General features: G+C 70.1%; 21 protein-coding genes. 5 read left to right on the forward strand and 16 right to left on the reverse strand.

What is annotated here, in order from left to right:
• Positions 1-105: 105 nt before the first annotated feature.
• Positions 106-1,041, reverse strand: a complete 936-nt coding sequence (locus tag LY12_RS10105) for a phosphotransferase (RefSeq protein ID WP_253855381.1) — start codon at positions 1,039-1,041, stop codon at positions 106-108.
• A 115-nt stretch (positions 1,042-1,156) separates the two neighbouring features.
• Entirely contained in the window at positions 1,157-2,080 is a 924-nt protein-coding gene (locus LY12_RS10110) for an AraC family transcriptional regulator (RefSeq protein ID WP_253855383.1), read from the reverse strand.
• 82 nt (positions 2,081-2,162) lie between these two features.
• On the opposite strand from LY12_RS10110, the gene LY12_RS10115 reads away from it, so the two are divergent.
• Positions 2,163-2,603: a pyridoxamine 5'-phosphate oxidase family protein gene (locus LY12_RS10115; RefSeq protein WP_253855384.1), complete on the forward strand. Its 441-nt coding sequence runs from the start codon at positions 2,163-2,165 to the stop codon at positions 2,601-2,603.
• A 186-nt stretch (positions 2,604-2,789) separates the two neighbouring features.
• Here the strand turns inward: LY12_RS10115 and lpdA are convergent, their stop codons facing one another.
• From lpdA to LY12_RS10150, 7 genes are all read right to left on the reverse strand, one after another.
• Positions 2,790-4,190: a dihydrolipoyl dehydrogenase gene (gene lpdA, locus LY12_RS10120; RefSeq protein WP_253855385.1), complete on the reverse strand. Its 1,401-nt coding sequence runs from the start codon at positions 4,188-4,190 to the stop codon at positions 2,790-2,792.
• A gap of 109 nt (positions 4,191-4,299) precedes the next feature.
• A complete protein-coding gene (locus LY12_RS10125; protein ID WP_253855386.1) occupies positions 4,300-4,713 on the reverse strand; it encodes a nitroreductase family deazaflavin-dependent oxidoreductase in 414 nt (137 codons plus the stop codon).
• Positions 4,714-4,757: 44 nt separating this feature from the next.
• A complete protein-coding gene (locus tag LY12_RS10130) occupies positions 4,758-5,759 on the reverse strand; it encodes a threonine ammonia-lyase (RefSeq protein ID WP_253855387.1) in 1,002 nt (333 codons plus the stop codon).
• Positions 5,760-5,782: 23 nt separating this feature from the next.
• Entirely contained in the window at positions 5,783-6,937 is a 1,155-nt protein-coding gene (locus tag LY12_RS10135) for a Gfo/Idh/MocA family protein (RefSeq protein WP_253855388.1), read from the reverse strand.
• Between the two features lie 87 nt (positions 6,938-7,024).
• On the reverse strand, positions 7,025-7,801 hold the full coding sequence (locus LY12_RS10140) for an ABC transporter ATP-binding protein (RefSeq protein WP_253855389.1): 777 nt from the start codon (positions 7,799-7,801) through the stop codon (positions 7,025-7,027).
• Positions 7,802-7,896: 95 nt separating this feature from the next.
• Entirely contained in the window at positions 7,897-8,919 is a 1,023-nt protein-coding gene (locus tag LY12_RS10145) for an ABC transporter substrate-binding protein (protein WP_253855390.1), read from the reverse strand.
• A 38-nt stretch (positions 8,920-8,957) separates the two neighbouring features.
• Positions 8,958-9,839 (reverse strand): ABC transporter permease, encoded by an 882-nt coding sequence (locus LY12_RS10150; RefSeq protein ID WP_253855392.1) that lies wholly within the window; start codon positions 9,837-9,839, stop codon positions 8,958-8,960.
• Between the two features lie 204 nt (positions 9,840-10,043).
• On the opposite strand from LY12_RS10150, the gene LY12_RS10155 reads away from it, so the two are divergent.
• The gene (locus LY12_RS10155; protein WP_253855394.1) at positions 10,044-11,081 is read left to right on the forward strand and encodes a LacI family DNA-binding transcriptional regulator; all 1,038 of its coding nucleotides are present in this window, start codon (positions 10,044-10,046) and stop codon (positions 11,079-11,081) included.
• A 65-nt stretch (positions 11,082-11,146) separates the two neighbouring features.
• On the opposite strand, the gene LY12_RS10160 is transcribed toward LY12_RS10155, so the two are convergent.
• Positions 11,147-11,290, reverse strand: a complete 144-nt coding sequence (locus tag LY12_RS10160) for a hypothetical protein (RefSeq protein ID WP_253855395.1) — start codon at positions 11,288-11,290, stop codon at positions 11,147-11,149.
• Between LY12_RS10160 and LY12_RS10165 the strand changes: the two genes are divergently transcribed.
• The 3 genes from LY12_RS10165 (at position 11,289) to soxR (ending at position 13,804) form a co-directional block, all read left to right on the forward strand.
• On the forward strand, positions 11,289-12,458 hold the full coding sequence (locus tag LY12_RS10165) for a DUF993 family protein (protein ID WP_253855397.1): 1,170 nt from the start codon (positions 11,289-11,291) through the stop codon (positions 12,456-12,458). The genes LY12_RS10160 and LY12_RS10165 overlap by 2 nt on opposite strands.
• A complete protein-coding gene (locus LY12_RS10170; RefSeq protein ID WP_253855399.1) occupies positions 12,455-13,270 on the forward strand; it encodes a sugar phosphate isomerase/epimerase family protein in 816 nt (271 codons plus the stop codon). The genes LY12_RS10165 and LY12_RS10170 overlap by 4 nt, the downstream gene beginning before the upstream one ends.
• 66 nt (positions 13,271-13,336) lie before the next feature.
• A complete protein-coding gene (gene soxR, locus LY12_RS10175; protein ID WP_253855401.1) occupies positions 13,337-13,804 on the forward strand; it encodes a redox-sensitive transcriptional activator SoxR in 468 nt (155 codons plus the stop codon).
• 64 nt (positions 13,805-13,868) lie between these two features.
• Here soxR and LY12_RS10180 read toward each other — a convergent pair whose 3' ends face one another.
• The 6 genes from LY12_RS10180 to LY12_RS10205 all read right to left on the reverse strand — a co-directional run bounded on the left by LY12_RS10180 (position 13,869) and on the right by LY12_RS10205 (position 19,635).
• Entirely contained in the window at positions 13,869-14,987 is a 1,119-nt protein-coding gene (locus tag LY12_RS10180) for an alkaline phosphatase family protein (protein WP_253855403.1), read from the reverse strand.
• 179 nt (positions 14,988-15,166) lie between these two features.
• Positions 15,167-15,877, reverse strand: a complete 711-nt coding sequence (gene dhaM, locus LY12_RS10185; protein ID WP_253855404.1) for a dihydroxyacetone kinase phosphoryl donor subunit DhaM — start codon at positions 15,875-15,877, stop codon at positions 15,167-15,169.
• On the reverse strand, positions 15,874-16,503 hold the full coding sequence (dhaL, locus tag LY12_RS10190) for a dihydroxyacetone kinase subunit DhaL (RefSeq protein ID WP_253855406.1): 630 nt from the start codon (positions 16,501-16,503) through the stop codon (positions 15,874-15,876). Before dhaL ends, dhaM begins: the two co-directional genes overlap by 4 nt.
• Positions 16,503-17,504: a dihydroxyacetone kinase subunit DhaK gene (dhaK, locus tag LY12_RS10195; RefSeq protein ID WP_253855408.1), complete on the reverse strand. Its 1,002-nt coding sequence runs from the start codon at positions 17,502-17,504 to the stop codon at positions 16,503-16,505. Before dhaK ends, dhaL begins: the two co-directional genes overlap by 1 nt.
• A gap of 141 nt (positions 17,505-17,645) precedes the next feature.
• Positions 17,646-17,927: a hypothetical protein gene (locus LY12_RS10200; RefSeq protein ID WP_253855410.1), complete on the reverse strand. Its 282-nt coding sequence runs from the start codon at positions 17,925-17,927 to the stop codon at positions 17,646-17,648.
• Positions 17,928-17,937: 10 nt separating this feature from the next.
• Positions 17,938-19,635 (reverse strand): sodium:solute symporter family protein, encoded by a 1,698-nt coding sequence (locus LY12_RS10205; protein ID WP_253855412.1) that lies wholly within the window; start codon positions 19,633-19,635, stop codon positions 17,938-17,940.
• Positions 19,636-20,075: the final 440 nt, after the last annotated feature.

The raw sequence follows: 20,075 nt of genomic DNA on the forward strand, positions 1-20,075 counted from the left end.
GGGGCCCGTGTTGCGAGTTCCGGGGTCCGTGTTGTCGCCTACGGGGGATCGTGTGTCCCACCCGCGGTTGCACGTGTGCTGCACTCGCGGATATGTGTCCCCGCGCTAGGCATTGGCCAGCCGGAGCCGTTCGTCTGCTTGGCATCGAAGTTCCTCGCCGCAGACCGGCAGAGCGCCGTGGAGGGCTTCCCAACGTGCATGATGGGCTGCCTGCCACACGCTCGCCGCCCACGCGATCTCCTGCTCGGTCACCGTGAACCGGCGGCCGAGCACGCGCTGGTACCGCTCGAGGAACGCCGCCGAGCTGTCGACCGGCGCCAGAGTCGCAGGCCCCGCACCGGCGAATCCGCCGCTCGCCGCACCGACCAGTGCGGCCTCTGGCTGGTGCGCCAGGCTGTCCCAGTCGTGCACGACGGAAATGCCCGTTTCCGTCCATCGGAGGTTCTGGGCTTCGAAATCCGCATGCCCCAGGACCGAGGGCAGGCGTTCGGCCGACAACCGCCGACGAACCCGGCGAGCGATCTCGTCGACCTCCGGCGGCACATCGTCCTGGTTCCGACCATCGAGGCTCGCGACGGAAGGCCACAGGCCCTCGTCGCGGTGGTCCCATCGCACCCACCGAGGATTGGGCCTCGGCACCGACACCCGCACCTCGGCCAGCTCCGCCATCAGTTCGGCGAACACCGAGGCGTAGCGCTCGGCCACGTCCGGCGAACTTCCCGGCAGCATCCCTCCACCGGCGCGCAGCTCTTCGGCGTGCACCGCGAGCGGACCGACCGGAAGTACCGGAGTGCGCGGCCGAGGACACGGCGACCACCGTTCGGCCAGCGCGCGCTGAGCCTCGACACACGCCCCGAGGCGGCCGTCACCGCGCCGCGCCTTCACCACGACGTCCGCCTGCTCCGGCAACCGGAGGCCGAACACCGCGGATTCCCGCTGCTCGTGGAACAGCACGCGCGTCGGCGTGCTGTGGAGGTGCTCCCGGCACCAGTCGATCAGCCACTGCGGTGCGGCATTTCCACCCACGGCGTTTCCACCCACGATCCGCACGGTGCCAGGTCATGGTGAGCGCCGCGAGCCCGCAGATCCGCAACACGGTCCCCGGAGAACGCAACACGGTCCCCGGAATCGACAACACGGTGGCAGGGAAGGGGCGTCAGGCGGTCGCGGCCCTGCGGAACTCGCTGGGGCTGACGCCGCGCACGCGTTTGAACGCCGCGCTGAACCCGAACGGATCGCCGTAGCCCACCGCGTGGGCGACGTCGGCGATCGTCGCCGAACTCCGCTCGACCAGCAGCTCCGCGGCCAGGGTCATCCGCCAGCGGGTGAGGTAGGCCAGCGGCGGTTCGCCCATCAGCTCGGCGAACCGCTTGGCCAGGGTCGACCGTGACACACGGGCGCCGTCGGCCAACGCGGCGACCGTCCACGGTGCCGCGGGCTCGGCATGCATCCGCCGCAGCGACTCACCGACGACCGGGTCGTGTTGAGCCGCCCACCATGCCGGCGGTTCGGCCCCCGGCCGGTCGAACCACTCCCGCAGCGTGCAGACCAGCATCCAGTCGAGCAACCGGTCGAGTACGACCTGCTGGCCCGGACGGTCGATCGAGACCTCTTCAGCGACGTGGTCCAGCACCCCGTCGCCCGTACCACCACTGTCCACACGCAACACATCGGGCAGTGTCTCCAGCAGCCGGCTGCTGATCTCGCCGTGTACCGGATAGGCGCCGACGATCAACGTCACGTCGGCGTCACCGGACTCGTGCCAACCGCGACGATGCCGCGTGCCGCCCCGATCGGGAATCGCACAGTGCTGCCCGCAGGCCACCGGCTCGGCACGGGTACCGACCTCGTCGACGAAGCTGAACGGCTCCGGACCCCGGACGACGACCGTCTCGCGATCACCCAGCGCAACCGGCTCAGCGTGCTCCGGCACGATCCAGCCGGCTCCCCCGAGCACCGTGCACAGGGTCAGCGGCGCGCCGTCCACGAACCGCAACGCCCACGGCGGCGTCAGCATCGAGCTGCCGAACAGCGAGCCGTGTGCACGCACGCCGCGGATCAGATCGTCGAACACGTCCACCCGGCCGAGAGTAGACGAATACACAGGTGATTCGGCGTTCCACCCATGGGATCGTCCGAGCAACTCGGGTTCACTCGTCGACATGACGACCGAGACCACGACGCCGACCCCGCTGCTGACCGCCGCCGACCTCGAGTTCCTCCGCCGTCCGCTGCACGGCTTCCTGTCCGTGGCGGCCGGACCACTGCCGCCGCAACCCCGGCCCGTGTGGTTCGAAGCCACCGACGACGGCACGATTCAGCTGTTCTCGGAAGCCGGGGCGCGGAAGGTGTCCCGGCTGCGCAGCGATCCCCGTGCCTCGATCGTGGTCGCCTCGCCCGCAGACGAACGCGAGCGCTGGGTGTCGGTCTCGGGTACCACCACGATCGACACGGACGGCGTGTCCGAGCTGTGCCACCGCCTCGCAGCCGAGTACTGGGACCTCGACGATCCTGCGCGCGCCACCGACCTCGCCGAGGTGTCCGCGCTCGACCTGGTGCGCATCGTCATCCGACCGGACGCCGTCGCGCGCTACGGCTTCTGACCGGCCGTCGAGCCGTAATCCCCGCGACCACACCGCGTGGCCCGGACGAGGCCGAACGCAGCACGCGCCGTACCGAAGGCAGGACACGCGGGGCCGAATGCAGGACACGCGGCCGGGGCGCCTCGGCTCACCCGGCCGCGTGGCCGGTTCGCCGGCCACGGGTCCACCCATGGCCGACCGCGATCCTCACATGTTGATCATGTGGCCCGCGAGGCCGTGGACCGCCTCCTTGATTCCCTCGCCGAGCGTCGGGTGGGCGTGCACGTTGCGGGCGACCTCGTGCACCGTGAGGTCCCACTGCTGGGCGAGTGTGAGCTCCGGCAGCAGCTCCGTGACCTCGGGGCCGATCAGGTGGGCACCGAGGAACTCGCCGTACGCGGAGTCGGCGACGATCTTGACGAACCCGACCGGCTCGGCGAGACCGTGCGCCTTGCCGTTGGCGGTGAACGGGAACTTCTGCACCTGCACGTCGTGGCCCGCGTCGCGCGCCTCCTGCTCGGTGAGCCCGAACGAGGCGACCTGCGGCTGGCAGTACGTCGCGCGAGGGATCATGCGGAAGTCGAGTTCCATCGTTTCGGCATCCGCGATGGTCTCGGCCGCGATCATGGCCATCGACTCGGCGGCGTGCGCGAGCATCAGCTTCGCCGTCACGTCACCGATCGCGAAGATGTGCCCCACGTTGGTGCGGCCGCGGCCGTCGACGTCGATCGCACCCCGCTCGGTGAGCCGCACGCCGGTGTTCTCGAGCCCGAAGCCCTCGACGTTCGGCGCGAAACCCATGGCCTGCAGCACCTTGTCGGCCTCGAGAACCTGCTGCTGGCCGTCCTTCGACACGGTGACCCGCACACCGGTGCCGTTGTCCTCGATGGACTCGACCTTCGTTGAGGTCAGCACGTCGACACCGAGTTTGCGGTAGCGTCGCGCCAGTTCGGCCGACACCTCCTCGTCCTCGGCCGGCACCATGCGGTCGGCGAACTCGACGATGGTGACCTGCACGCCGTAGTTGTGCAACACGTAGGCGAACTCGACGCCGATGGCGCCCGCGCCCGCCACGACGATGCTGTTCGGCAGCTCCTCGGCGAGGATCTGCTCCTCGTAGGTGACCACGTTCTCGCTGCGCTGCGTGCCGGGCAGCAGTTTCGGGCTGGCGCCGGAAGCGATGATGCAGTGGTCGAACGTGACCGTGTCGGTGCCGCCGTCACTGCGCCGCACGTCGATCGCGTTCGGCCCGGTGAACGAACCGCGGCCATTGAACTGGGTGATGGCATTCTTCTTCATCAGGTAGTGAATGCCCTTGACGCGACCGTCGGCGACCTTGCGGCTGCGCTGATACGCAGCGCCGTAGTCGAAGGTGACCTCGCCGGTCGTCTGGATGCCGAAGGTCTTGGCCTCGGCGGTGAACAGGTGGGCAAGCTCCGCGTTCCGCAGCAACGCCTTCGACGGGATGCAGCCCACGTTCAGGCACACCCCGCCCCAGTAGCGCTCCTCGATGACGGCGGTGTCGTACCCGAGCTGGGCCGCCCGGACGGCGGCGGTGTATCCGCCGGGGCCAGCACCCAGGACCACGACGTCGAAGTGTTCGCTCATGGCGTGGATTATGCCCCGCGCCACACCGAACGGCCCTCGCCCCGGCCACGGGCGTGACCTGGGTCGCTCTGCCGGGCCTCCCACCGGCCCGGCAGAGCATTCACGCAGGTCAGGACGGGTCGAGCAGTACGACGGGGATGTCGCGGTTGGTCTTGGCCCGGTAATCGTCGTAGGACGGCCACACCGCAGCCATCAGCGGCCACAACTCCGCCTTCTCCTCCGCGTTCGCGGTGCGGGCCACGGCATCGAACCGCTCGGCGCCGACCTGGACCTTCACGTGGGGCTCGGCGACCAGGTTCTTGTACCAACCGGGATGGTCGGGCGCACCGCCCTTGGACGCGACGACGACGTAGGAACCACCGTGCGACTGGTAGATCAGCGCCGACTTTCGCGGCTCCCCGGTCTTCCGCCCGGTGGTGGTGAGGACCAGCGTCGGTACCCCGTCCTGCCACACGTGGCCGACCTCGCCGTCGGTCTCCTCGTACTTCCGAACGTGTTCGTCGCCGAACAGTACGTCGCTCATCGTCGGCCCCTTCGTCGTGCGCCGGCTGGGTCGTCTGCTGACCGTCAGCCTAGGACGTCGGCGAGCAGCGCGCGGTCCACGTTGCCGCCGGAGACCACCACGACGGTGCGTCCGCGGGGCAACTCACCCGACCGGTGGAGGTAGGCGGCGAGCGGCACCGCGCCGGATGGCTCGGCGATCAGCCGGTCGCGGTTGGCGAGGACCCGCATCGCGTCGCGGATCTCGTCCTCGGTGACGGTCACGATGCCGTCGAGGACGGTCTGCAGGTGCGCGAACGTCAGCTCCGACGGCTGCGAACGCAACCCGTCGGCGATCGTCCTGACCCGGTCCTCCACCGGCCACTCGACGATCTTCCCGGCCCTCAGGCTGTCGGCGGCGTCCGCAGCCAGCTCCGGCTCGACTCCGATCACGGCGGCGTTCGGGCAGAGCGCCTTCACCGCGGTGCCGATCCCCGAGGCGAGCCCTCCCCCGCTGATGGGGACGAGCACGAGCTCGACATCCGGAAGATCGTCGGCGATCTCGAGCCCGGCGGTCCCCTGACCGGCGATGATGTCGGGGTGGTCGAACGGTGGCACCAGCGCCGCGCCCAGCTCCTCGACGAGCCGGTAGGCCACCGACTCTCGCTGCCCGCTGGGCACGAGCACGACCTCGGCGCCGTACCTGCGTGTGCCCTCGACCTTCACCTGCGGCGTGTTCTCCGGCATCACGATGTGGGCAGCGACGCCGAGTCGCTGCGCCGCACACGCCACCGCCTGGGCGTGGTTGCCGCTCGAATACGCCACGACGCTCGGCGTCGCGCCGCTCTGCCCGTCAGCAACGCCCTGCCCGGCGGAGCCGGCGTCCCCGCGGGTTCGTTCGTCGAGTGCCGCGAGCGCGTTCACCGCGCCGCGGAGTTTGAACGCACCGATCGCCTGCAGGCTCTCGGGTTTCAGCCACAGCGGGCGATCGGCGTCGGCCCACGGTGCGGGCAGAAGCGGGGTACGCAGGACCTGGCCGCGGACACGGTCGGCGGCGGTGCGGATGTCGTCGAGCGAAACGAGCTGCATACCCCGCAGTCTGCCCGTACCCGCTACAGCGCGAGCGTCGGGATCTCGACCCGGCGACCCTCCCGCGCCGACCGCAGGCCGAGTTCGGCGAGCTGGACACCCCGGGCCCCGGCGAGGAAGTCCCACGGGAAGGGCTCGTCGCCGGCCACGTGCCGCAGGAACATCTCCCACTGGACCTTGAACCCGTTGTCGAACTCGCCGTTGTCCGGAACCTCCTGCCACTGACCGCGGAAGTCCTCCGTGGCGGCCAGATCCGGGTTCCACACGGGTTTCGGCGTCATCGAGCGGTGCTGCACGCGGCAACGGCGCAGGCCGGCCACGGCGCTGCCCTCGGTGCCGTCGACCTGGAACTCGACGAGCTCGTCGCGGAACACCCGCGTCGTCCACGACGAGTTCAGCTGCGCCACGATGCCGCCACCGAGCTCGAAGATGCCGTACGCCGCATCGTCCGCCGTGGCTTCGTACGTCCTGCCCTGCTCGTCCACGCGTTTCGGGATGTGCGTGGCCGCAAGCGCTTGCACCGAGTGCACCGGCGCGATGATGTCCTCCAGCACGTAGCGCCAGTGGCAGAACATGTCGACGATGATGCCGCCGCCGTCCTCGGCCCGGTAGTTCCAGGACGGACGCTGGGCCTCCTGCCAGTCGCCCTCGAACACCCAGTACCCGAACTCGCCGCGCACGGAGAGGATCTCACCGAAGAACCCGCCGTCGACGAGCCGCTTGAGTTTGCGCAGTCCGGGCAGGAAGAGCTTGTCCTGCACCACACCGACCTTCACACCCGCGTCGGCGGCGAGCCTGCCGAGTTCGAGCGCGCCCTCGGTGTCCTCGGCGATCGGCTTCTCGGTGTAGATGTGCAGGCCCGCGGCGACGGCCTTGCGCACGCCCTCGGCGCGCCTGCTGGTGACCTGTGCGTCGAAGTAGATCTCGGCGCCGGAGCGCAGCGCCTCGTCGAGATCCGTCGTCCACCGGTCCAGGCCGTGTTCCTTCGCGATCGCGGCGAGCTTCTGCTCGCTCCGCCCCACGAGGATCGGCTCCGGCCACAGCACGCTGCCGTCCGGCAGGGACAGTCCACCCTGTTCCCTGATCGCCAGGATCGACCGGACGAGGTGCTGGCGGTAGCCCATCCGGCCCGTGACACCGTTCATCACGATCCCCACGGATCGCAGTTCGTTGACCATGACGCCCTTTCTGAGGTTGACGTGCGAGTCGGACCGGCAGCGGTCACCGCGGCCGTCGACGTGGTTCGGTTCCTCGGACTCGGCCCGCTACTCGGCCGCTGCGGCCGCGCCGAGGTGGTCGCGGATGTGGCGGGTGGCCTTGGCGAACTCGGGTTCGGCCATCGTCGGGCCGTAGTCCCGCTCCACGGGAAGGTTCACGTCGACGACACCCGCGACCGTGCCCGGCCTTGCCGAGATCATCACGACCTGATCGGACAGGTAGACCGCCTCCGCGATCGAGTGCGTCACGAGCAGGACGGTCGTGCCCGTCTCCTGCCAGATGCGGCGCAGCTCGACGTTCATCTGCTCGCGGGTGAGGGCGTCGAGCGCGCCGAACGGCTCGTCCATCAGCAGCACCGGCGGACGGTGCAGCAACGCCCGGCACAGCGCGACGCGCTGCTGCATGCCGCCGGACAGCTCGTGCGGAAGCGCGTCCTCGAAGCCCGACAGCCCGGTCATCTCGATCAGCTCGTCGGCGCGGGCGGCCGCCTCCTTCGCAGGCATCTTCCGCATCTCCGCCTGCAGCAGGATGTTCTTGCGGGCCGAACGCCACTCGAGCAGCGCCGCCTTCTGGAAGACGTAGCCGATGTCCTTGCGCGGTCCGTTCACCGGTTCGCCGAACAGCCGCACGTCGCCCGTCGACGCCGGTAGCAACCCCGATGACAGCTTGAGCAGTGTCGACTTGCCGCATCCCGACGGCCCGACGATGGAGACGAACTCTCCCGGTTCCACGCGCATCGTCACGTCGGTCAACGCCGTCACGTCGCGCTTCTTACTGCGGAACCGCACCGTCACGTCGTCGATTTCGACCGCGTAGCCAGCCATGTGCCTTCCCCACTCCTCGGGCCTGTTCTCGGGTGGCGGTTGTACGGGGCGATGCGTGGCGGCCGCGCCGGGTGCGCGCCCGCCACGCGTCGCCGTTACTCCTGGGCGGCGAGGTCGCGCTCCCAGTACTCACCGGGCTCGCCTGCCTCCTCGATGACACCCGCGTCGGAGAAGATGCCGATGGTCTTCTTCCAGTCCTCCGGCGTGTTGACACCGGGACGCTCACCCTCGGTGGCATCGGTGTGCAGCAGTTCGAGCGTCTCGCCGAACTGCTCGGTCAGTACTTCCTTCGACGGCAGCTGTTCCGAGGCACCTTCCATCGCGTCGACCGCAGCCTGGCGGTCCTGTCCCGCCTGTTCCCACGCCTCGGTGGTCGCGGCCACCATGCGCTGGGCGAGGTCACCGCGATCGTCGAGCACCTCCTGCGCGGTGAGCAGGCCGTTGCTGTAGAAGTTCAGCCCGTGTTCCGCCCACCGCAGGTACGACACGTCCTTGCCCGACTTCTCCTGCATCGTCGGTCCCTGGTCGGTCGCGTAGCCGAGCAACGCGTCGGTCTGGTCCTGCATGACCGCGGCCATCTTCCCCGCGGCGTCGGTGTTCTGCACCTGGACGTCCTGTTCGGACAGTCCGTTGGCTTCGAGGAACAGCGGGAACACGTTCGTCAGCGCGTCGCCTGCCGTGCTGGCGACCGTCTTGCCCTTGAGATCGTCTGGCGAGGAGATGCCCTCCTCCGAGAAGAACTGCACGGACGAGGGCGTCGTCTGCAGGTAGACGCCGATGCTCTTGACGTCGAGTCCCTGTGACACGCCCGCCAGCAGCGCGGGTGTGTCGGCCCAGCCGAAGTCGGTCTGCCCCGCCGCGGTCGCCTGCACGGTCTTCTGCGACCCCTGGCCCGCGCGGATGTCCAGCGAGATCCCGTGTTCCTCGTAGATCCCCTGCTGTTTGCCGTAGTAGAACGGCGCGTGTTCGCCGTACGGGTACCAGTTGAGGGTGAGGGTGACCTTGTCCAGCTCCTCCCCCGCGGAGTTGGTGACCGTCTCGCCTTCCGATCCGCCGCAGCCTGCGGCCAGCAGCAGGGCTGTGGCGGCGGTGCCTGCGGTGAGTGCACGTAGCTTCATTGCTCTCCTTCGACTCACTGGGCTCTCGTGGATAGGGATCAGATGGTGGTGCTCGCGCCCTCGTCGCGGCGGCTGGCGTGCCAGGGCAGCAGGAGCTGCTCGAGCCATTCCACGATCACGAACAGCAGCACGCCGAGCAGCGACATGATCAACAGGCCGGCGAACAGCACCGGGGTGTCGAGGTTGCCGTTGGCCTGCAGGATCACGAATCCGAGGCCGGCGTTGGCACCGACGAACTCGCCGACGACGGCACCCGTGACGGCCATCGTCGCGGCCACCTTCAGGCCCGAGAACAGGTGCGGCAGCGACGCCGGGAACCGGATCTTCCAGAACGTCTGCCCCGACTTCGCGCCCATCGTCGAGGACAGCTGGAGCATCTCCGGGTCCACGGATTTCAGTCCCGTGACCATGGAGATGACGACGGGGAAGAACGCCATCAGCACGGCGACCAGGATCTTCGGCCCGAGGCCGAAGCCGAGCCACACGACGAACAGCGGCGCGATGGCGATCTTCGGGATGACCTGCGCGAACAGCAGCAGCGGGTACAGCGTCTTCTCCAGCGTCGACGACTGCACCATGGCCACGGCAGCGACCACACCGACCGCGATGGCGATGACGAATCCGAGGACGGTCTCGTACGTCGTGGTCCAGGTGTGTTCCCAGAAGTACTCGGGCCGCTGCGCGATGGCGTCGAACGTGTCCCCTGGCGAGGGCACCAGGTAGGGCTCGACGAGCTCGGCCGCCGTGACGCCCCACCAGGCCACGAACAGGGCCGCGAGCAGCGCGAACGGCCGCCACGAACGTTCCAGGAAACCGCCCAGTCGCTGCCCGAGTCCGGGACGGCTGCGTTCGGCGACGCCGGAGGCTTCGCCCGCTCGCTCCCGCTGCCCGGCCCGCGCGGACTGTGTGTGCGTGACCATGACCCTCCGTTCACCGTCGAACGTGTCGCCACCAAGAACCTGATCGAGACCCGGCACACGTTGTGTGAATGCGCTTTCTGAATGCGCTTTCACGCTAGGATGTGGACAGCGTATGCAGACCGGACAGAACCGGTCAAGCGTCGGGCGCCGAACCGAGGGGCCTACCCTGGCCGGTGCTCATCGGACGAGCTGGGAGAGTCGCGAATGGACGATCGGCCGCACGTCACGCTCGAAGACGTCGCGCGGGAGGCACAGGTCTCCCTCGCCACGGCCTCGCGCGCACTGAACGGAACCACAAAAGTACGCTCCGACCTGCGGGAACGTGTGCTGGCAGCAGCCAACCAGCTCGCCTACACGCCCAACGCACACGCGCAGGCGCTTGCGGGCGGCGCGCACCGCACGGTCGGCGTCATCTGTCACGACGTCAGCGACCCGTACTTCGCGGGCATCTCGCGGGGGGTGATGCGCGCGGCCGACGAGGCGGGCCTGCTCGTGATGCTGGCGAGTACCTTCCGCGATCCCCAGAAGGAGATCGCCTACATCTCGATGCTCCGCGCCCAGCGGGCCTCGGCGATCCTGCTGGTCGGCTCGGGTTTCGAGGACCGGGAATGGGAGCGCGCGCTCGCGGCCGAGATCGAGCCGTACCAGCGCGGCGGTGGCCAGGTCGCGGTGGTCAGCAGGCATCGCACGCTGCGTGTCGACAGTGTGCAGCCCGAGAACCGGGACGGCGCCGCGGAGCTCGCCCGCACGCTCACCGCGCAGGGACACCGCCGCTTCGCCGTACTGGCCGGCCCGCGGGCACTGACCACGGTCGTCGACCGGCTTCGCGGCTTCCGCGACGGCCTCACGGAGGCTGGTGTCGAGCTGGCCGAGAGCCACATCGTCGAAGCGGCGTTCACCCGCGACGGCGGGTACGCCGCGATGTCCGAGCTGCTGGCGCGCGGGCTCGACGCCACCTGTGTGTTCGCGGTGACCGACGTGATGGCCATGGGCGCGCTCGCGGCGCTGCGGGAATCGGGCAGGTCCGTGCCCGAGGACGTCTCGCTCGCCGGCTTCGACGACATCCCCGTGGTCCGCGACCTGGCTCCCCCGCTGACGACGGTGGCGCTGCCCCTCGAGGAGCTGGGCGAGAAGGTCATGGAGCTGGCCGTGCGTGACAACCGCGGCAAGCGCAGCCGCATTCTCCGCATGCCGGGAACCGTCGTCGTCCGCGAGAGCACCATCCCGCCTGCCGGCAGCTGACGCGGCGCCTTGTCGCGTGCGGCGACGGCGTCTAAGGTGTGTGAAAACGCTTTCTACAAGCGCTTTCAGCGCACGTCGCAGGGGTGGGCACGTGCCGCGAGGGCAGGCCCGGCCTGCCGTGGCCCACCGTTGTCACCCGCCGGGTGCCCGAGTCCGGAGTCGTCCGCACCGAACCCGTGGCCGACGTCCGGCCACAAAGGAGTGATCATGAGCTCGTTGCTGCTTCCGTCGCGCGACCGCACGCTCGAACAGTGGTCCCCGACCGGAACGCCGATCCGCCCACCGGCCGCGGCACCGGCGAAACCGCCGACCTCGCGCACGGCCTACGCTGCCGCGCACGTGGTGGCCGACGCAGCCTGCCCCGCCGACCCGGCACACGTCGTCGAACTCGACTGGGAGGCGACACTCGCCTTCCGTGAACACCTGTGGTCGTGCGGCCTCGGGGTGGCCGAGGCCATGGACACCGCACAGCGTGGCATGGGCCTGGACTGGGCGGCGACGCAGGAACTCATCCGCCGCACCGGCGCGGCGGCCCGCGCCGGAAGCCGGCCGTGGGTCGCGGGCGTCGGCACCGACCAGCTCCCTGCCGGCCCCGCCACGATCGACGACGTCGTCGGAGCGTGGCGGGAGCAGCTCGATCTGGTAGCAGGCGAGGGAGCCGTACCGGTGGTCATGGCGAGCCGTGCCCTCGCCGCCGCCGCCGGCGGTCCCGAGCTCTACCGCGACGCCTACGGCAAGCTCCTGTCCGCCGCGGACGGGCCGGTCCTGCTGCACTGGCTGGGTGAGCCGTTCGACCCGGCGCTGGCGGGTTACTGGGGCCACTCGGACGTACGCGCGGCCGCCCGCGAGCTCGCCGGGCTCTGCGCAGAACATGCCTCGACCGTCGCCGGGGTGAAGGTGTCGGTGCTCGATGCCGACGTCGAGCGGGAGTTCCGGCGCGCACTGCCGGAGGGAGTCGCGTGCTACACGGGCGACGACTTCAACTACCCGGAACTCATCGCGGGCGACGAGCACGGGCACAGCGAGGCACTGCTCGGGATCTTCGACCCGATCGCGCCGGTGGCAGGCGCGGCGCTCACCGCGCTCGACGACGGCGACCACGCCCGTTTCCACGGGCTGCTGGCGCCGACCGTGCCGCTCTCCCGCGAGATCTTCCGGGCTCCGACGCCGTACTACAAGGTGGGGGTGGTCTTCCTGGCGTACCTGAACGGCCATCAGGATCACTTCCGCATGGTCGGCGGGCTCGAGTCGGCGCGGTCGATCACCCATCTCGCGGACGTGCTGCGGCTCGCCGATCGCGCCGGGCTGCTGGCCGACCCCGAGCTTGCCGTCTCCCGGATGCGCTCGCTGCTCGACACCGCGGGGGTGCGCTGGTGAACCGTCTCAGCCTGAATCAGATCACCACGAAGCGTTGGTCCCTGCCCGAGGCCGTGCGCGGTTGCGCGGATCAGGGCGTCGAGTGGATCGGCCTGTGGCGGGACAAGATCGCCGAGGTCGGCGCCGCCGAGACGGCGCGGTTGCTTGCCGAGCACGGCGTACGCGCCTCATCGGTGTGCCGCGGCGGCTTTCTCACCGGCGTGACACCTGAGGGCGACTCGGCCGACGGGGTCGCCATGACCAGGGAGGCGATCGACGAGACCGCCACGGTCGGTGCGGATGTGCTGGTGCTCGTCGTCGGCGGGATCGCGGACGGGGACCTGGCGGCGTCCCGGCAGCGCGTCGCCGATGCGGTCGGCGAACTCGCCCCGTACGCCCGGGAGCGCGGGGTACGGCTCGCGCTCGAGCCACTGCATCCCATGCAGTGCGCCGAACGGTCCGTGCTGTCGACGCTCGACCAGGCGCTGGAGATCGCCCAGGAGCACCCGGCCGGTGCGGTCGGCGTGATCGTCGACGAGTTCCACGTGTGGTGGGACCCGCGGATCGAGGAGTCGATCGCGAAGGCCGCAGGACGGATCGCCGGCTTTCACGTCTGCGACCAGCAGGTGCCGATCACCGACGGGCTGATGGCACGCTCGCTGCCCGGCACCGGGCCGGTCGACCACCGCTGGTTGCGATCCTGTGTCGAATCGGCGGGCTACGACGGGCCCATCGAGGTCGAGGTGTTCGATGCCGACCTGTGGCAGCAGCCGGGCGACGAGGTGCTGCGGCAGGTGATCAGCGCCTACGAGGAGCACGTGGCACCCCGGTGAGCCGGCCCGCGGCGCCGACTTCGAGTTAGGTGGAAGTCGGCGCGCGGGTTCGGTTACCGTGGCGGAGTGACCACCAGGCTCGCCGATCATCTCACGATCGGGCAGGTCGCTCAGCGCAGCGGCGTGCCGCACACCGCGTTGCGGTTCTACGAGGACCGCGGCCTCATCTCGTCGCAGCGTTCCAGCGGCAACCAACGACGCTACCCGCGTTCGGTCCTGCGCCGCATCGCCTTCATCCGCGCCGCGCAACGTGTCGGGCTGAGCCTCGACGAGATCGGCTCCGCGCTCGACACGTTGCCCCACGATCACGCGCCGACGAAGGCCGACTGGGCACGACTCTCCCGGGACTGGCGCGACGAGCTCGACGCCCGTATCGACGCCCTGCAACGCCTCCGCGACCAGCTGACGGGCTGTGTCGGCTGCGGCTGCCTGTCGCTGAAGGCCTGCGGCCTCCACAACATCGATGACCGGCTCTCGCAGTTCGGCCCCGGAGCACCGTTGCTGAAACCCGCCGGCGAGGGCGGCATCGAATAGCTGCCGTGCTGGCGTCGGCGCATGTCCTGCGTTCAGCACCGCGTGTCCTGCGCCCGCGCCCTGATCAGCTCACGTTGTCGGCCACGGCCAGCGGAACGAGCTGCTCCGCGGCGGTGAACGAACCGTGGTGTCCCGTCAGCGACGTCTCGGCGGGCTCGGCCGTCGCGCTCACGATGCCGCAGCGATCGCGGGCGGCCGCGACGACGTCGCCGATCCGCGAACGCACCCGATCGCCGACGTGCGGACCGAACCAGCCTGCCTCGACGGCCTGGTCACGCGAGGCGACCCAGGCCCGCTCGCCGAGCACTTCCCGCCAGGCCGCCAGCACGTCGTCGGCCGCGCCGGGCTCGGCGTAGACGTGGCGGGCGCGTACCTCACCGCCCAGCGCACGCACCCCCTCGCGCAGCGCGGGCATCGCGTCGACGTCGACGGTCTCCCCGATCCGCACCATCCCGTGGTCGGCCACCACCGCCAGTACCGCACCGGAGGGCAGCCCCTCGACGACGGATTCGACGAGCCGGTCGACCTGGCGCAACTGCATGCGCCACGCCGTCGACCCGGGCCCGTACAGATGGCCGAGTTTGTCGAGTTCGCTGTGGTAGCCGTAGACGAACGCGCGCTCCGGTCGCAGCGCCTCGGTCACCCGCATCGCGAGATCCCCCAGCGCGTGCACGCCGACGTACCGGCCGCCCCGCAGCACCGCCCTGGTCAACGGCGACCCGTCGAACTGCGCCGCCGACACCACGCTCGTCGCGACGCCGGCCGCGGCGGCACGCTCGAATGTCGTCGGCAGCGGCTGGACGTCCTCGGCGGCGAGCTCGTCCGACAGGTCGCGCCCACCGGGGTGGCTGCACCAGCGCAGCGCGTTCACCACGCCCGTGCCCGGCACCTCGAAGCTGTAGCCCGCCATGCCGTGCTCCCCCGAGGGCGAGCCGGTGCCGATGGCGGCCAACCCCGCGGCCGTCGTCGCCGGGTAGCCGACCTGCAGCGGCCTGCGGCACAGCTCGAGCAGCACCGGCGCGCAGTCCGCGTGCTCGTGCAGCAGCTCCCAGCCGAGACCGTCGACGAGCAGCACGCACGACCGGGTCGCTTCCGGCAGTTCCGGCACCGAACGGGCGAAGCCCGGCACTCCCGACGCAGCCAACATCGTCGGCACGATCTGCGAGAGATGCGGATGATCCATGCCGCCCAGCATCGCCGTCACCCCGGGCTGCACGCCAGCCGATAACCGGACGCGGCCGACCACGCCGAGTGCCGGTCGTTCACGCGGTCGCCAACCGGGACAGCTGCCGGTCGGTCCCGGCACGCGCCCCGAGGGGGCACGTGCCGGGCGCGACCTCGCAGCCTGCCGCCGGCGGCGGCCTACTCGTCGAAGTTGCGTTCGGCCAGAGCGGTGATGCGCGCGACCGCGTCCTCGGCCTGCGCACCCTTCGCCGTCACGACGACCGTGTCGCCCTTCCGCGCGGTCAGCGACATCAGCGAGAACACACTCTTGGCGTCCGCGTCGGTGTCGCCGAGGGAGACCTGCACGTCGGCGTCGACATCGGCGATGCTCCGGGCGAGCAGGGCCGCGGGCCGGGCGTGCAGCCCGACCTCGTTGCCGAGGGTGATCTCCGCGCGCGCCCCTGCTCCGGATTCCGGCTCTGCGCCGTGCGCGCCGGCCGCCTCGGCGGTGTCGGCCACTTCGGACCGGCCTGCCGCCGCACGGGCCGCGTCCGCCACCGCGGCACGGTCACCGCCGCCCTGCGCCGCGACCGCGGCCGCGATCGCACCCTCGACGAGCGGGGCGTCGACGACCACCGCCGTCTCCGGCTCCGGCAGCGATTCCACGGCCATATCCGCGGTCATCTGCGCGCTTCCCAGGTCGTAGAGCACGACCACGCCCGCCTCCGCCGCCGCCTCGGTCACGGCGGCGAGCACGGCCTCGAAATCGGTGCCGATCCCACCGTCGGGAAGCCCGCCTGCGGGCTTCACCGTCACGTCCGGAGCCATCTGCGCGGCGACCTCCGCGACCCCGTCGGCCAGCCTGCCGCTGTGCGACACGACCACCAGCCCGACCAGTTCCCCGCTCATCGCGACGCCTCCGCGAACGACCGCAGCAGCAGCGCCGTGGACGTCGCGCCGGGATCGGCGTGACCGACACTGCGCTCGCCCAGATACGACGCGCGCCCCTTGCGAGCGGTCAGCGGCACCGTCGAATCAGCACCCTCCTTCGCCGCATCGGCGGCGGCCGTGAGCACCGCGGCGACATTCTCACCGTCGGCGTGCGCCCGCTCCGCGGCCTCGACCGCGGGCTCGAGCGCGTCGACCATCGTGGCGTCGCCGACCTCGGCCTTGCCGCGGGCGACCACACCGTCCAGCGCGGCCCGCAGCCCCGCCGCGACCGCGGCGGCATCCAGTTCGGACGCATCGCCGAGCTTCGTCGCCGCACGCAGGAACGCCGTGCCGTACAGCGGCCCGGCCGCTCCGCCGACCTTCGAGATCAGCGTCGTCGCCGCGACCTTCAGAACCGCACCGGGCGTCTCCGGGACCCCCGCGTCCAACGCCGCCAACACCGCCGCGAACCCGCGGTCGAGGTTCTCCCCGTGGTCGGCATCGCCGATGGCACGGTCCAGCTCGGTCAGTTCGGTTTTGTGCTCGGCGACGGTCGCCGCACCCGCGCGCAGCACGCCGGCAGCCCGTTCGGCGTTGCAGCCCATCAGGCCCCCCACCGCAGCGACGGCGTGTGCACCGGGGCGTCCCACAGCTCGGTCAGCTCGTCGTCCATCCGCAACAGCGTCAGGCTGATCCCCTGCATCTCCAGGCTCGTCACGTACGGGCCGACGAGCCGGCGCGTCACGCGGATGCCCCGGTCGGCGAGCAGCCGCTCGGCGATCCCGTGGGCCAGATACGTCTCCATCGGCGGTGTGCCGCCCATGGAGTTCGTCAGCAGCAGTACGTCGTCGCCCTCGGCGAACGGCAGGTCGTCGATCACAGCCGTGATCATCCGCTCGACGAGTGCGTCGGCCGGCTCGGCGGCGATCCGCTCGCGGCCCGGTTCACCGTGGATGCCGATGCCGAACTCGATCTCGTCTTCTCCGAGGTCGAAGCTCGGCTCCCCGGCGTGCGGCACGGTCGGCGGCGAAAGCGCCACCCCGATCGACCGCACCTGGCCGACCACGCGCCGCGCCAACGCCTCCACGGCGTCGAGCCCGTCGCCGCGTGCGGCCGCCGCGCCGACGATCTTCTCCAGCGGTACGGTGCCGCCGACTCCGCGCCGACCCGCGGTGAAGGTCGAGTCGGCCACCGCGACGTCGTCGTCGATCACCACGCTGCGCACGTCCAGCCCCTCGGCGGCGGCCAGCTCGGCGGCCGTCTCGAAGTTCAGTACGTCGCCGGTGTAGTTCTTCACCACCAGCAGCGCACCGGCGTGCCCCGTCGTCGCCGCGACCGCCGCCTGCACCGCGTCCGGCGTCGGCGAGGTGAACACCGGGCCGGGAACGGCCGCATCGAGCATTCCCGCGCCGACGAACCCGGTGTGCAACGGCTCGTGGCCGGAACCGCCGCCCGAGATCACGGCCACCTTGCCGGAGACCGGCGCGTCGGCGCGCACCACATGGTTCGGGTCGTAGGTCACGCGCACCAGGTCCGCGTGCGCGGCTTCCAGTCCTCGGAGCGATTCGGCGACCACCGCCGCCGGATCGTTGATGATCTTCTTCACGACGTCCCACTTTCCGTGTCACCTTCGACTTCGCCCGCGAACGCGGCGCGCACTCGAGGCAACGCTAACGACAGAAGCAGGCCGGGCGCCACGCGAGATTCCGCGTCGAACGCCCGGCCTGCTTTCTCGGCTCTGTCCTTGTCAGCCCTGTTCCGACTGGGAGGAGTCGTCCTCCTCGTCCTCGGGCACAGGCACCGTCAGCGGACGAAGCTTCACCCACAGCAGGAACAACCCGGTGAACACGAGCAGGCCGATGCCCGCGATCAGGTTGATGTTCATGCCGCCGGCCTTGGCCAGATCCTCGTCGGAGACGAACCCGATCCCGAGCACGGTGATCACCGCTCCGTACACACCGGTCAGCAGTGCGATGACCAGCCGGACGTCGAACGCACCGGCGGTGCGCTTGCGCGTGTCGCTGCCCATTGTCCGCCTCCTAGAAGAAGATGTTCAGGACGATCGTGAGAGCCAGGACGATGCCCGCCAGCAGGCCCGGGTTGCGGTACCAGCCCGCGTCCTCGCCCACCGTCGAGCGGGTCCGGCTCTCCTTCGGTGTCAGCGAGTAGACCAGGCCCACGAGCTGCGTCTCCGGTTTCGGCCTCGTCATCATGGTGACCACAACGCTGACCGCGATGTCCACCACGAACGCCGCACCCGCGCCGATGAACGACGCACCCTGGCCGGGCAGGTCCCACACGCCGGTCTCGGCGAGCAGGAAGACACCGATCGCGGCGCCGGTACCGGCGACGAGGCCCGACCAACCTGCGTGGGCCGTCATCCGCTTCCAGAACATACCGAGGATGAACGTCGCGAACAGCGGCGCGTTGAAGAACGAGAACAGCTGCTGCAGGTAGTCCATCAGGTTGCTGTAGGTGGAGGCGATGAACGCCGTGCCGATCGCCAGGATCGTGGCGCACGCCGTGACCACCCTGCCCGCCCGCAGGTAGTACTGATCCGGCTTGTCCTTCTTGATGTAGGCCTGCCAGATGTCGTACGTGAAGACGGTGTTGAACGCACTCAGGTTCGCCGCCATACCGGCCATGAACGAGGCCAGCAGACCGGCGATCGCGATGCCGAGCATGCCGTTCGGCAACAGGTCGCGCATCAACAGCAGCAGCGCGTCGTTGAACGTCGCACCGCTGGGCGCTGCCTCGCCCGCGAGCAGGGCTGCCTTGTTCTCGCCGGAGAGCTCGGTGACGCTGACACCGGCGATCATGCCCGGGATGATCACGATGAACGGGACGAGCATCTTCGGGAACGCACCGATGATCGGGGTGCGCTGCGCCGCCGACATGCTCTTCGAGGCCATCGCGCGCTGCACCTCGACGAAGTTCGTCGTCCAGTAGCCGAACGAGAGCACGAAGCCGAGACCGAACACGATGCCCAGCACCGAGAGGAAGTTGTCGCCGAAGCCGGTGAGCTGGTTGCCCGGCCAGGAGCTGAGCTGCTCCTCACCGCCGGGGCCGCTTGCCACCTTGTCGACGAGGCCTTCCCAGCCGCCGACCTCGTGCAGGCCGACCAGCGTCAGCGGCAGCAGGGCCGCGACGATGACGAAGAACTGCAGCACCTCGTTGTAAATCGCCGCCGACAGGCCACCGAGTGCGGTGTAGGCCAGCACGATGACCGCCGCCAGGATGATCGACAGCCAGAGCGGCCAGCCGAGCAACAGGTTCACGACGCTGGCCAGCAGGAAGAGGTTCGCACCCGCGATGAGTATCTGCGCCAGGGCGAAGCTGACGCCGTTGACCAGGTGCGCGGGCTTGCCGAATCGCCGGAGCATGAACTCCGGGACACTGCGCACCTTCGACCCGTAGTAGAACGGCATCATCACGATGGCGAGGAACAGCATCGCCGGGATCGCGCCGATCCAGAAGTAGTGCACGGTCGGCAGGCCGTACTGGGCGCCGTTCGCCGACATGCCCATGACTTCGATCGCGCCGAGGTTCGCGGCGACGAACGCCAGGCCGGTCACCCATGCGGGCAAGGACCGGCCGGAAAGGAAGAAGTCCAGACTCGACGACACCTGTTTCCGCGCCAGGTAACCGATACCCAGCACCAGGGCGAAGTAGAACGCGAGCAACGCGTAGTCGATCGCGTTCGCGTCGAGCCGTAGATCCTGGGCTAGGACGGTCATCGGCCCACCTCCGGAATCAACAGTAGTCAACAGAAATGATCACAGATCAAGCTGCGCGCGAACATTACCGCACGCAGATCCTCACCTGAATCCCACACCGCGGATTACGTAACGACCCCGGCGAAACACGTACAGTGACGACAATTGGTACGTACCGGTCGCAGGTGAGGCGGTGAAGCTGCGCGGCGGCGAAGCGGAGCGGCGGTGCGGTGGCGAAGCGGCGCGGTGGCGAAGCGGCGCGGTGGCGAAGCGGCGCCGCAGCGAGCGCGCGGCGATCCGAGGGCCGCCGCTCGTGTCCGGGGATGCCGCTCGTTCCCCGGGGACGCCGCTCGGTACCGGGGTCGCCGCTACCTGCCCCGGGGAAGCCGAGGGCGAACCCGTCGCTCGCACAGCCCGGTCCGGCTCGCCATCGTCGCGACAGCGCGCTGCCGTCGCGACAG

Origin of the sequence: Prauserella alba (genome assembly GCF_024171735.1) — a bacterium.
GTDB lineage: Bacteria > Actinomycetota > Actinomycetes > Mycobacteriales > Pseudonocardiaceae > Prauserella > Prauserella alba.